At 49.0% G+C, this 12,473-nt stretch carries 12 protein-coding genes; all 12 read right to left on the bottom strand.

The features are described from left to right. Positions 1-6: 6 nt before the first annotated feature. Positions 7-393, bottom strand: a complete 387-nt coding sequence (gene uraH / locus NST74_RS06830; protein WP_341111093.1) for a hydroxyisourate hydrolase — start codon at positions 391-393, stop codon at positions 7-9. After that, complete coding sequence (gene pucL, locus NST74_RS06825; RefSeq protein WP_341111092.1) at positions 393-1,343, bottom strand: factor-independent urate hydroxylase; 951 nt, start codon at positions 1,341-1,343, stop codon at positions 393-395. The genes uraH and pucL overlap by 1 nt, the downstream gene beginning before the upstream one ends. An 18-nt stretch (positions 1,344-1,361) precedes the next feature. Continuing rightward, positions 1,362-1,883 (bottom strand): 2-oxo-4-hydroxy-4-carboxy-5-ureidoimidazoline decarboxylase, encoded by a 522-nt coding sequence (gene uraD / locus NST74_RS06820; protein WP_341111091.1) that lies wholly within the window; start codon positions 1,881-1,883, stop codon positions 1,362-1,364. Between the two features lie 4 nt (positions 1,884-1,887). Further along, the gene (locus NST74_RS06815; RefSeq protein WP_341111090.1) at positions 1,888-2,424 is read right to left on the bottom strand and encodes a (2Fe-2S)-binding protein; all 537 of its coding nucleotides are present in this window, start codon (positions 2,422-2,424) and stop codon (positions 1,888-1,890) included. Then, positions 2,411-4,705 (bottom strand): xanthine dehydrogenase subunit D, encoded by a 2,295-nt coding sequence (gene pucD / locus NST74_RS06810; RefSeq protein ID WP_341111089.1) that lies wholly within the window; start codon positions 4,703-4,705, stop codon positions 2,411-2,413. Before pucD ends, NST74_RS06815 begins: the two co-directional genes overlap by 14 nt. 33 nt (positions 4,706-4,738) lie before the next feature. Continuing rightward, positions 4,739-5,638 (bottom strand): FAD binding domain-containing protein, encoded by a 900-nt coding sequence (locus tag NST74_RS06805; protein WP_341111087.1) that lies wholly within the window; start codon positions 5,636-5,638, stop codon positions 4,739-4,741. A gap of 56 nt (positions 5,639-5,694) precedes the next feature. After that, on the bottom strand, positions 5,695-6,624 hold the full coding sequence (locus NST74_RS06800; protein WP_042125178.1) for an ABC transporter permease: 930 nt from the start codon (positions 6,622-6,624) through the stop codon (positions 5,695-5,697). A 3-nt stretch (positions 6,625-6,627) separates the two neighbouring features. Then, complete coding sequence (locus tag NST74_RS06795) at positions 6,628-7,770, bottom strand: ABC transporter permease (protein WP_341111085.1); 1,143 nt, start codon at positions 7,768-7,770, stop codon at positions 6,628-6,630. Then, complete coding sequence (locus tag NST74_RS06790) at positions 7,767-9,299, bottom strand: ABC transporter ATP-binding protein (protein WP_341115842.1); 1,533 nt, start codon at positions 9,297-9,299, stop codon at positions 7,767-7,769. The genes NST74_RS06795 and NST74_RS06790 overlap by 4 nt, the downstream gene beginning before the upstream one ends. A gap of 108 nt (positions 9,300-9,407) precedes the next feature. Next, positions 9,408-10,574, bottom strand: coding sequence for a BMP family ABC transporter substrate-binding protein (locus NST74_RS06785; protein WP_341111084.1), 1,167 nt, complete (start codon positions 10,572-10,574; stop codon positions 9,408-9,410). 238 nt (positions 10,575-10,812) lie between these two features. After that, a complete protein-coding gene (locus tag NST74_RS06780) occupies positions 10,813-11,385 on the bottom strand; it encodes an NTP transferase domain-containing protein (protein WP_339289721.1) in 573 nt (190 codons plus the stop codon). Then, positions 11,327-12,451, bottom strand: coding sequence for an XdhC family protein (locus NST74_RS06775; RefSeq protein ID WP_341111083.1), 1,125 nt, complete (start codon positions 12,449-12,451; stop codon positions 11,327-11,329). Before NST74_RS06775 ends, NST74_RS06780 begins: the two co-directional genes overlap by 59 nt. Positions 12,452-12,473: the final 22 nt, after the last annotated feature.

Genomic DNA, 12,473 nt, shown 5'->3' with positions numbered 1-12,473 from the left:
CCTTCCCTAACTTCCTCGATACGTACTGTATCCACCAGGAGCAACTAACAAAGGTACATGGTAGTGGTCTGTAGAGCTTCCAATGTGAAAACGAATGGGGATCTGTTCTAGAAAAAAAGGCATCGAGCTTACCGGACTCCCTATACTAACTGCCGGCTTCTCCACATCAGCACTACGATAGTAATCGCCGACCATAAACAACAACTCATAGCAGCCTGCCTCCATCCCGTCCCCTTCCAGCAGCGGAGCATTTAGCCTCCCGTCACTGTTCGTAATCCCTTCACACAGAAGCTTGCTCATCCCCTCCGTTAGCTTCCAGAGCTGAAGTGTCAGGCCTGCAGCGGGAATCCCCCGCGACAGATCCAGCACATGGGTGGTAAGACGCCCGCTCATTACGCTGGTTCTCCAGCCAGATCTGCACGGCTGACAGAAAACCCCTGGAAACCATAAGGTGGACGAGGTTCGGTGAACACTCCACCTTTGCTTTCTTCAGGTTCAACAATCGTTTCCCAAGTCCGGTTATTGGACTCAAACGAGACTGTAGCCAGCTGTGGAAAACGGGACAATACACGCAGACCAATTTGATAAATCAACGATTGGATCGAAGGACTGTTCAGTTCATGAAAAGCACTATGGGCAATGTCACGAATGTGCTCCGCAGCTACATATTGGCCTTGATCACCATCCAAAGCATGCTCGACATCATTATAGGTCCAGTTAATATTCAGAAAAATATAAAGCGGACGGTCAAAGCTCTCCGGCAAAGTTGTATACTCATCACGGACAAATCCATAAAACGAGCTTCCGCTCACTTTTATAAGCTGTAAATCCTTCAAACGGCATTCATGAGCGACAACCTCAGACCCATTGTCTCCACGTTTTACTGTCAGCGAAGCCGAATAGGATTCATTATTGGAGTGCCGCAGCACCAATTGACTCTGCTTAAGCCCTTCCCCTCCGGGGACCATTACCTGTTCAAAAGGCAACCGATCTGCGGACACAGAAACTGCAGTAACATGACTGTATCTATCCATAAACCGGCTGCTAAGAAGCTGTAGCAACCCTTCCGTTGTGCTGCCCGTGTAGTCGGCGGTATTACGCAGGATGAAATTTTTCATGGAATCGGTGGCTACGACCATAGAATTATCCCCTTCTGAAAAAGAAGAGAGAAAGGCTTCGCCCGTAACGGCAAATGTAATATTATGCGCGAATATAATGTTATCGCAGCCCGTGAAGGAAGATTCGGGAACAGGGGTAACGGCCAGCGGTTTGGCATAGGTACGATAAGTTAGAACATCGCTTTTTCCATAAAACATTGTACGTCCGTTAATTGGTTCCAGCATGGCTGACACCCTCCCCGATTATGATGAATGAATGATTAAATCGCTTAAACGGAATTTTGTAATAAGGCCGATCTCAGAAAAAGCTTGAACCCATTCCTCCTGAGGTGAACGCTCTACCCGTACTGTAATGGCACTGATGATGTCATCTTTGTTTTTGCCGCGAACGGCTAGAATAAAAGGGAACTGAAATTTGTCCGTATACTTTCTATTAAGATCGTTTAGCAGATTGAACTCTTCCATTGTTAGCCGATCTAGTCCAGCCCCCTGCTGCTCCGATGCTGACAAAGGTGTAACTTGAAGCCTAGTCGCCAGATCTGGGTGAGCTTTTATTAGTCCCTCCATTCGGCTACGGTCTGCACTCAGTACGGTTTGCATCATTGTGCTATGGAGATGATCTATTGAATGGAACGGGATCTGCTTATAAGCTTCCACTGCCACCCACGGCGAGTGTTCAAAAATCCCTCCCAGATGCTTCACAAACTCCGTTATGCTCATGGCATTTACTTCATCCAGTGTAAACTTGCATTCAGAAATGACCATCCACTCATCCCCCAATAGCTTTGTTAACCGCTCGCAAAATGCCTCCATATCCTGTACAGCGGCAAATGTTACCCGATAAAGCTTCTTCCACTTCGACCTGAGTAGGATGCGGGTTCTCATCCAGCAGGGCAACCACCGAGATGACCATCCCAGGTGTGCAATAACCGCATTGGAACCCGCCTTCTTCTAAAAAGGCACGCTGAACGGGATGTAGTCCCGCCTCACTAAGACCCTCAATCGTTGTAATTTCGGAACCTGAGCATTGATAGGCCATCGCCAGACATGAATTCACAGGGCGTCCATCCAACAGCACCATACAGGCTCCGCAGCGGCCAATCTCACAAGAGCGCTTCGTTCCAGTCAGCGCCAAATCTTCACGAATAACATCTAAAAGCCGGCGGGAAGGGGGAATCTCGGTAGATATCGCTTTACCATTAAGGTGACATCTGAAAGTGAACCTCTCTTCTGTAAAAGCTTCTTCAAATGATGCTGGATCAAGATTCTCTTCATTTAGATTCGAATTCGGATTAGCGTTCCACATGGATATTCACCACCTTTTGTGGAATAAACGGTGTAGACTGCAGCCATTCGGGATCAATGGGCAGCTTGGTTACCCGTTTCCCTACAGCCTGGAATATGGCTGATGCTACAGCCGGAGCTAAATTGACGGAACCCACCTCTCCGATACCGCGAGGACCGTACGTATCATGATCTGGCAAATCCTCTATCGGCTGCACTTGAATGCTGCCATTCATATCGGCAATGGTCGGCACCAAATAGGTGTCTAAATTTTTGGTGACATAGCTGCCGCCTGACATTACAGCATCCTCTGACAAGGTGAAGCCCACCGCCATACTGCTGCCACCTTCGATCTGCCCGAGGTAACCTTGTGGATTCACCACCTGCCCCGCCGCTACCGTATGATATTGGTCCAGTACACGAACGCGCCCTGTAAGCAGATTAACTTCCACCCGGACCGCGATGGCGGAATAGGTGTATAGGAAATGCGCCCCCACTCTTTTAAAAGGCGTGGTTGGATAAGTGAACTTCGTATTACAGACAATGGGTTCTGAAATCCTCTCTGCCAGATCCTTGTATGTCAGAAGCAGACCACCGTCTTTTTGCCAAATGCCGCCAGGGCCGAGCTTCATTTCATAGCCATCCAGCTCTGGCTTTATCGTCGCAGCTGTCTGCAATACTCGAGAGGTAAAGTCTGGACGTAGCCGTTTGAGAGCCATCCACATCATGCTAGTTGATCGCGAAGCCGTACTAGATCCGCTGTCAGGTACGACATCCGTATCGCCAATGACGATGCTTATGTCCTCTGCTGCCAAGCCAAACTGTTCAATCAGCATTTGTTCCATGGTTGCAATTAAACCCTGGCCAAACTCCTCGTAACCAAAAACCGCCTCAATCTTGCCTTCTAGAGTCAGAGACAACCGACCACCCGCCGGATCGGGGATGCCATAACCAAGTCCTGCACCATGCATAGCTATCGCAGCACCCGTTCCGGTGACGATCCATGGTTCCACGAAGCCTGAGTCTTTGTCTGTATACGCTCCCTCAGTCATGAGAGGCGAATCAGCCAGCGCTTCCCACACCTGATAGGCTCCATCGGTCTGGGCAATCTCCTGACCTAATGGACCGAGATCACCGTATTTACGCAGATTGCGGCGGCGCATTTCCCACGGATCAATCTGTAATCGCTCTGCCAAACGATCGATTTGTCCTTCCAAAGCGAATATCGCCTGATTGCCGCCAAACCCTCGGAATTCACCGGACACCCCGTTATTGGTGTATACAGCGAAGCCTTCCACATCCACATGATCGATGATATAAGGGCCCATTACATGTTCTGTTGCGAAGTTAAGCACCTCCGCACCAAGCGTTGCGTAAGCTCCCGTATCCGAAATAATTCTCACCTGTTGCGCCTTAATGATTCCTTCGTGGTCACAGCCAGTTTTCATGGTGATCTTCATAGGATGACGTTTAAGTCCAGCACGCACCGATTCAGCTCTCGAATTATGAAGTCGCACTGGACGGAGTGTTCGCATTGCAAGCAGCGCTCCGTATGGCTGTACATTCAGCTCGTCTTTTCCTCCAAAGGACCCGCCGATAGGACTCGAGATGACGCGGATATCTTCTTGAGGAATAGCCAGAATTCTGGATAGCTGCATCCGATCCATCAACCCATGTTGTGTAGCTGAATACACGGTAAGACGTCCGTTATCTTCGGGGATAAACAATCCACCCTCGGTCTCCATATAGGTGTGCATTTGGCGCGGTGTATAGTAAGTCTCCTCTACCACATGGCAGCAATCCGTAAATACCGCTTCCGGCTCCCCCTTACGGTATTCCGTATGATGAAGTACATTTCCCTCAGCATGCAGCAGGACTGCGTCCGTCTTCATCGCCTCTTCCGGATTCTCCAGCAAAGGTAGAAGCTCATAATCTACTTCAATAAGGGATAGGGCATACTCCGCAATTTCATCCGTCTCAGCCGCTACTGCCGCAATCGCATCGCCGGTGTAGCGCACACGGTCACTGCAAAACACCGGTTGATGCGGCAAAGCTATACCAAATCCATTAAGTCCGGGCACATCCTCGTGAGTAATAACAGCGTGTACACCCGGAACCTCCCTGGCCTTCTCTATTCGCACAGACAAAATACGGGCATGTGCCTGTTGACTGCGGAGCACACGGCCGATTAACATTTCTTCCGCTCTCATGTCGGTCAAAAACTGCAGCTTGCCGGATACCTTGCCCTCTCCGTCGGGCCGTGTACGCCAGCGGCTTCCGCTGGATTCCTTATTCAGCAGCATTTTCCCTCGCTCCTTTCGTGGGGGTCTCACCTCTTAGCTCCGCCTATTCATAACCTTCCAAAGCTCAGCTACAAGCAGGTTTCCAGCTGTTTTTTTCTTGTAGAGCTCTGTGGCAAAGGGATCACCATACGTCTCGAAGCTGTTCTCAACCACTTCATATAGATCAGGCAGCAGCGAATCTGTGTACACCTCATCTTCAAGCATAGCTTCAGCTCTTCTTAGCCGCTGCGGACGCCCCGTCCCCCCGCCTGCTGCGATACGAACCTCACGAAAACGGTGTTCAGTATCGATCCATGCGGATATCGCTACCGTTACAAGTGAAGGGGTGAAAGCCTCCCTTCGGCCAACCTTACGGAAAAATTCAAGTCTATCTGTTAATGGATTCTCTCGGCGAGCAGGTGATATGCGAATCTCAGCGACTAGATCTGCCGCAGGTTTCATCCCACTCCAGTGATTGTTTAGCCATTCTGTCAACGGTAGTGTCGTCATAAATTTACCGTCAAAGGAAATCAACTCAGCGTCATATACCAGTAACGCGGGTAGAATATCACCGAAGCCAGAAGCGATATTGCCACCAAGCGTGGCTAGATTACGCACCGACGGAGCAGCTATGCAACGTGCGGCTTCTTGCAGCGCTGGAGCCACTGCCTGCAAATGCTCATTGCTGCGGCACTGAGAGAGCGGAACAAGAGCACCCAGAGACAAGTAGAATTCCGTTTGGGTAATATCAGCAAGACCTGAAATTTGCCGAAGATCAATCAGCTGTTTAGGTATAAGGGCTGTTCCACTTTCCCACCCTGTTCTCAGCAGTGTCCCTCCAGCGACATATCGGGCACTGTCCCCGAGCGCCATTTTCCTCTCCCAAGCTTCGTGCAGGCTGCGGGGCTGAATTACATCAGATAGCCTTCCATCCTCTTCCCGTAAAACTCCCATACACTCCGCCTCCTTTTAAGCATAAGATCGCTGTCTCTCTACGCCTACGCTTTGCCTTAAAACCTTTGTTCCCGAATATAAGGAACTCCTAGTGATTCCGGTGTGCCGGATGGTTTATTGCGATTGCGGTACCCCAGGTACATCAGGACTAATATAGTCACAAGGTACGGTATCATTTTAAGAAAATAAGGCGGAACCGCACTGCCCAACAGTTGAATGCGGAAGCCAAGCGAATCCAGTGCCCCGAAAAAGTATGCACAGAACAAGGCACGCAGCGGATTCCATCTGGCGAAAATCACAAGACCCACAGCAATCCATCCTCGACCTGCAGTTAAACCTTCGTTCCAGGTTGGAGCGTAAGCCAAAACCATATCTGCTCCTGCCAGACCGATGAGGGCAGCGCCGATGATCACATAGCTATACCGGATAAGTTGTACCCGAATCCCCATCACGTCAGCGGTAGCCGGACTGTCTCCGACTGCCCGCAAATGCAGCCCCCAAGAAGTGCGGTGAATTAGCAGATGCAGAGCGAGCACTAGCAGCAGACTGAACCAGGTCAGGTAGTCCATATTACCGAATATTTTTCCGATGACCGGAACATTCTCCAGCCACACCAAATGCAGCTTAGGGGATGTTCCCGGCAAAGGAATGCCACTGATCGGTTTGCCCAGATAAGCGCTCAGTCCACTGCCGAACAGAGTCATCGCAAGACCGGACATCGTTTGATTTGCCCTTAAGGTCACGCAGAGAAAAGAATGAAGTAAACCAAGCACAGCCGTTATAGTTACGGTGGCCAGTAGAGCTAACAGCAGGTTTCCTGAGCGAATATACACGATACAAGTAGTGACTGCTCCCATCAGCATCAGCCCTTCAGCTCCAAGCTGTATAATGCCGGCTCGTTCGTTTAAAATGCCTCCAAGAGTAGCTAATAGCAGCGGGGTCCCTGCGGATATTGCGGCGATTAGGAGCTGTGTAGTAAAATCCATGGGTTATCTCCCCCCTTTCAGCTGAACCCTGCTACGGCGGATACGGAAACGATAAATCATATCGCCAGCAATCAGAAAAAACAGGATAGAGCCTTGCAGCATTTCCGAAATTGAGGAGGGTAGCCCAATGGTCTGAACACTGTATCCACCGACAATTAAGCCACCGAACAGGACGGAAGTAACGATTAGGCCGAGTGGGTTTAATTTGGCTAACCAAGCCACAATAATGGCGGTGTAGCCATAACCGGGAGAGATGCCTTGCATCAGCTTGTGAGTAACACCGGAGACCTCAGCCATTCCCGCTATACCCGTGAGCCCTCCACTGATCAGCATGACGATAATAATATGCCGCTTGATATGAATGCCTGCGTATCTGGCAGCCACAGGATTGGCCCCAATCAGACGAAGCTCATAACCCCACTTGGTGAAACGAATCATCAAGTAATAAATCACAACAGCGATAAGTCCAAATAACAATCCGATATGCAATCTCGTACTTCCGAGAACAGGCAGTGACTGAGCCGAAGTAAACATTGGCGATCCGGGGAAATTAAACCCTTTAGGATCTTTCCAAGGTCCGAATACCACATAATCGAGTGCCAATAAAGCAACATAATTCAGCATCAATGAAGTAATCAGCTCATTCACGCCAAAATGCGTCCGGGGGATAGCAGTCAGTAGCCCCCAAAGCGCTCCTGCCGCAATGCCGAACAGCAGCATTAAGGATAGAGACCAGAATGAAGATAAATTAGGAAAATAAATCGTGACTGCGGTAGCCGCCATAGCACCAACGGTTAACTGCCCTTCTGCTCCAATATTCCATACAGAAATGCGGTAAGCCACAGCAATCCCAAGCCCACATAGGAGTAGCGGGATCGCTTTAACCATCGTTTCAGTGAGCCCATACGTTGTGCCAAATGCGCCACGGAACATTTTTTCATAGACCAGTACCGGATTCATACCATTCGCTGCGATAAATAAGGCACACAGCAATAACGCTAGAATTATAGATACAATAGGGGTCCACCAAGGCGAACGGATGCGGCTGGCATCGTATTCCAATCGTAGAGAGAACCGTTTTCCAGAGTGGGAGGGAAGGGGTTCTAGTACAGCTGCTGCGGTATTTCTTCCATTCTCCAAGCTCATACGGCGCTCTCCTCTCTGTTATGAATACCAGCCATTAGTAGTCCGATGCTTTCTCGATTCGCTTCCTCATGCGTACTCTCACCAATAATTGAGCCGCCATAGATCACTAGAATCCGGTCGGACAACTGAAGTAATTCATCTAAATCCTCCGAAATTAACAGCACGCCACTACCTGAACCGCGCAGCTCCATAAGAAGGTCGTGAACACCAGCCGTGGCGCCTACATCCAGCCCTTGTGTCGGATGAACGGCGACCATCAGCTTCGGCCGATGGCTGATCTCACGTGCAAACAGCAGCTTCTGCTGATTACCGCCTGACAATTGCTGTACTGGCGTATCCAGCTCAGGTGTTTTGACATTAAAGCGCTGGACCAGCTCCTCTGACCACGAGCGGTTCTTCGCAGACTTCAGGAAACCATATTTAGAGTGCTCCACTGAGCGATACGATTTGAACAAAAGATTATCTACCGATCCGAGACGTCCGGCTAAACCGCTCTTCATCCGGTTCTCCGGGACATGAGAGATTCCCAAATCAATTGCCCCTCTCACCGAAGCAGATTTCACCGTGTTTCCATCAAAAGTAATCTCACCACTTTTCCAGCCCCTAAGACCTGTTAACACTTCGGCCAGTTCCTTTTGCCCATTGCCAGCTACCCCAGCTACGCCAACAATCTCTCCTTTGCATACATTCAGCGAGAAATGATCTAACGCTTTTCGTCCATGATCGGCATATACGTCCAAGCTCTTCACTTCTAACAGTGAGTCTCCCTCGGTGGCCTCCCGTTCTTGCCGGGTAATAGTTACTTCTTTACCCACCATTAGGCGAGCCAGCTCCATTTCATCCGTATCCGCCGTGGTCAGCGTAGCGATCATTTTTCCTTTGCGCATGACGGAAATCCGATCGGAGGAAGCCATAACCTCTTTCATTTTATGAGTTGTCATGATGACCGTCTTTCCAGCCTGCTTCATGACCTGCAGCGTTTCAAATAACTGCTCCACCTCCCCCGGAGTTAGCACAGATGTCGGCTCATCCAGAATAATAATGTCAGCCCCTCGATACAGCGTCTTAACAATTTCAACACGCTGCTGCTCACCAACGGACAGCTGCCAAATCGGACGATCCACCGGGAAATTCAATCCAAAACGTTCTGCTAACACCTCTATTTCTTTGCGTTTATTCTTCATCCACTTACGCCCACGCCAGAAAGACGACTTTTCGCCAAGCACGATATTTTCCGCAGCAGTGAGACTTTGCACCAGTCTAAAGCTCTGAAACACCATACCTACACCAAGCTGGGCTGCATCTTTAGGAGAACGGATGTGAGCAGTTTTTCCATGAATGAGGATTTCTCCTTCATCTGCTCTGTACACCCCTGACAGCATGCTCATCACTGTACTTTTTCCTGCCCCATTCTCTCCAAGCAGTGCATGAATCTCCCCCGCATTTGCCGAAAAGTCGACTTGATCACTGGCGGTTACCGAGCCGAATTTCTTCACAATTCCCCGCATTTCAACTGAAGTTTCCCGCATGGCCTGTGCCCCTCCTTCCTTCAAGTTGTAGTACGGGTGGGAAAGTTCCCACTTCATGGAATCCGCCCCACCCATAGTTCGTGCACATTTTTTTAGTATGGTTACAAATTATTGCGGGATAGTTCCTTCTACACCTTTTACAAGCCAATTCATACCCAGCACTTCCTCCAAGGTCAGCTTTTGGCCATCTTGAACCTTCACATTCCCTTGGTTATCTGAGATCGGGCCTGTGAAAACCTCAAGCTCACCAGTGATGATTTTGGATTTAGCGTCCTCGACAAGCTTTTTCACATCATCAGGTATTTTGTTCCCGAAAGGAGCCAGCTCAACCATGCCGTCAGCCATATCGCCGGAATATTGCTCGCTTTTCCACGTTCCGTCCATCACGGCTTGCACTGCTTTTACGTAATAAGGACCCCAATTCCATACTGGATTCGTTAAATAATTATCCGGAGCGTATTTACTCATATCCGAATCATTCCCCCCGGCAAAAGCTCCCCGTTCAGCAGCAGCCTGTAGTGTCGCAGGTGAATCCTGATAGGCCAAAAGCACATCTGCCCCTTTATCCAGCAAGCTGATTGCCGCTTGACGTTCGGTCGTGGGGTCATACCATGTATTCGTCCAAACCACGTTCACCTTCACATCAGGATTGACGCTTTGTGCGCCAAGGGTAAAAGCATTCAAGTTATAAATCACTTCGCTGATCGGAAAAGCACCGACATAACCTAGCTGATTGTTTTTGGTCATTTTCCCTGCCGCAATACCGCTCAAATAACTGGCTTGATAATTCTTTCCGAAGTAAGTCCCCATGTTCTCTGTGGTTTTGTAACCAGAAGCATGCAGAAACTTCACATTAGGAAATTTGCCCGCTACATTCAATGTAAAATCCATATATCCGAAGCTCGTTGTAAACACGATGTCGTGTGATTGTGCAAGCTCTGTGATGATTCGTTCAGCATCGGCACTTTCTGGGACATTTTCTACAAAGTCGGCTTTAATTCCAAGCTCCTTCTCCATATACTGCCGTCCTTGATCATGTTGGTAGGTGTATCCGCCATCCCCTGGAGGTCCGATATACACAAAAGCAACCGTCGGTTTCTTAACAGCCGGCTCTGTAGTTGCAGTTGCCTCTGTTGCCGCCGTTGTTGTCGCTCCTGCCTCTGTCGCTTTTGCATTTGAAGAAGTATTATTATTGCTCCCACACCCCACCAAAACCACAGTCATCAGAACCATTAATGCAAGACAAGATGTTATGAACTGACCCCTTTTTTTCATAATTCTCCTCCTCCAAATCATCTCTCATCATGGCTGCAACCATTAATGTACTTCTACTATACTTAGAGGCGGCTCTTGCGTAAATTTATATAACATACGTTTGTGTTTGATGATAAGAATCAGCACTTTTTTTGTGTGTAATGCACTAATGGGCTTATGGATAAGGATTTTACATGTCATATTATATGACTCAATGTGGGAAAGGAACACTTTTTTCGATCAATTTTTCGATTACTTTCTATTTTCCGTTCCTCAGCATCCATCGCTCCTGAATCTCACCAAAATCCTCTTCAGTATCAGCATCCATGAAATAGTGGGCGGAGTCAGACTCCAGAACAATCCCCTTATAATCAGGTGATCGCAAAATCGCCGCCGCTCCACGATCCCCATCCAAGCCCTGTAGCGCTGGAAACAGCGCTTTTGAGAACAAAGCAGGGGGCATAGCCGACCCATCACTGACACTAGCTACATAATCCATCTCCGGAGATTGTTCAAACGTTTGTATTAGACGATTCACTAATGCCGTAGTAATAAAAGGCTGATCTGCTAGAGCCACAACTACTGCATCCGGCTGCAAAGGCAGCACAGCATTAAGTCCGCAGCGAAGAGAAAAAGACAATCCTAAGTGTGCGGTTAAACAAGTTTCGGTACGTCTAGTTCCTTGCGGCTCAATCGCTGGTGGCAGCCATTCCAAGTTGTCATCCGCACGTACTACCACGATAAGCGGCTCAAGATTACAGCGATCCAATTCACTAAGCGCGACGCTCCCGAGTGAGACCTCCTGTGACAATTTCAGTGAAACCTTGGACACGCCCATCCGCCTGCTCTGCCCTGCTGCCAAATATATTCCTGCTACTTTCAAAACTATCCGCTCCTTTAGGCAGCTCTCGTAAGCCCGCCCTTCTAATTTGAATGATTTCTGCAATAATACTGACCGCGATCTCCTCAGGACCTTCTCCACCGATAGGCAACCCTACAGGTGCATATAAAAAAGCAGGGACCTCAAGCCCTTCCAGCAAAAGAGCGATCCGCGCCTTTGAACCAATAACTCCAATGTATAGCGGAGCTTGCGGAATCACACTCTCCAGGAACTGTTTATCCCTCCCAATTTGGTGACTACAAATCAGCACATAATCCTCCTGAGCTACACCCAAGCGTTGAACAACCTCCGTTGGGGAACAAATAATCCGTTCAGCGTGAGGAAACTCATTTTGCAGACTCCCTTCACGCCAATCTGCTATCACAACCCGAAAGCCGACTCTGTTAGCAAGCTCAGCAATCGGAACCACATCACGCCCCCCACCAAAAATCACAAGTCGCGGTTTGGGCACAAAGCATGTATGAAATGCTGTCAATTCAGCTTGGGCGGCCATAAAGCGACCTGTCGCCATGCTTTCTTTTGCCAAGTGGGATAATTTCGGATGTTTCTTGTTCTGCGATAGTGAAATATCAGTATCCAGCTCTAAATTATAGTCAAAACCTCTCCCAACTGCTTCACGGAATAAGACCAGCCTCTCTCCCGCAGAAAGTCTGTCACTCGCCTGCACCAACAGCTCTTGCAACTCTCCTTGCACAGGTTCAAGCACCACTTTGATTTTGCCACCGCAGCCGACAGTCTCACCCCATGACAGATCATCTGGAGACAACATATTGTATTCCACAATCTCCGGCAGCCCTCGCTCCCAAATCTCAGAGGTACGTAGCTGCAGATCGCTTTCCAGACACCCCGGACTTAGACTTCCAATCGTGCCGCCTTCAAAAAAAAGCATCACTGCCCCGGGTTTACGATACGAATGCCCTTCCACTTCTATCAGCGTTGCCAGCACCGCAGGCGCTTTATGGGTTTGAATATGCATTGCGATGTCATGTGTATTCACGAGGCTCCCTCCTCTGTGTTTG

It is taken from the genome of Paenibacillus sp. FSL F4-0125 (genome assembly GCF_038008565.1).
In the GTDB taxonomy this organism is placed as follows: Bacteria; Bacillota; Bacilli; order Paenibacillales; family Paenibacillaceae; genus Paenibacillus_AQ.
This window is presented reverse-complemented; position numbering and strand designations above follow the sequence as displayed.

What these genes read in the sequence shown, in the direction of transcription:
- uraH (WP_341111093.1), bottom strand. Translation starts at nt 393, where the DNA reads ATGAGCGGGCGTCTTACCACCCATGTGCTGGATCTGTCGCGGGGGATT.
- pucL (WP_341111092.1), bottom strand. Translation starts at nt 1,343, where the DNA reads ATGCTGGAACCAATTAACGGACGTACAATGTTTTATGGAAAAAGCGAT.
- uraD (WP_341111091.1), bottom strand. Translation starts at nt 1,883, where the DNA reads ATGGTCATTTCTGAATGCAAGTTTACACTGGATGAAGTAAATGCCATG.
- NST74_RS06815 (WP_341111090.1), bottom strand. Translation starts at nt 2,424, where the DNA reads ATGTGGAACGCTAATCCGAATTCGAATCTAAATGAAGAGAATCTTGAT.
- pucD (WP_341111089.1), bottom strand. Translation starts at nt 4,705, where the DNA reads ATGCTGCTGAATAAGGAATCCAGCGGAAGCCGCTGGCGTACACGGCCC.
- NST74_RS06805 (WP_341111087.1), bottom strand. Translation starts at nt 5,638, where the DNA reads ATGGGAGTTTTACGGGAAGAGGATGGAAGGCTATCTGATGTAATTCAG.
- NST74_RS06800 (WP_042125178.1), bottom strand. Translation starts at nt 6,624, where the DNA reads ATGGATTTTACTACACAGCTCCTAATCGCCGCAATATCCGCAGGGACC.
- NST74_RS06795 (WP_341111085.1), bottom strand. Translation starts at nt 7,770, where the DNA reads ATGAGCTTGGAGAATGGAAGAAATACCGCAGCAGCTGTACTAGAACCC.
- NST74_RS06790 (WP_341115842.1), bottom strand. Translation starts at nt 9,299, where the DNA reads ATGCGGGAAACTTCAGTTGAAATGCGGGGAATTGTGAAGAAATTCGGC.
- NST74_RS06785 (WP_341111084.1), bottom strand. Translation starts at nt 10,574, where the DNA reads ATGAAAAAAAGGGGTCAGTTCATAACATCTTGTCTTGCATTAATGGTT.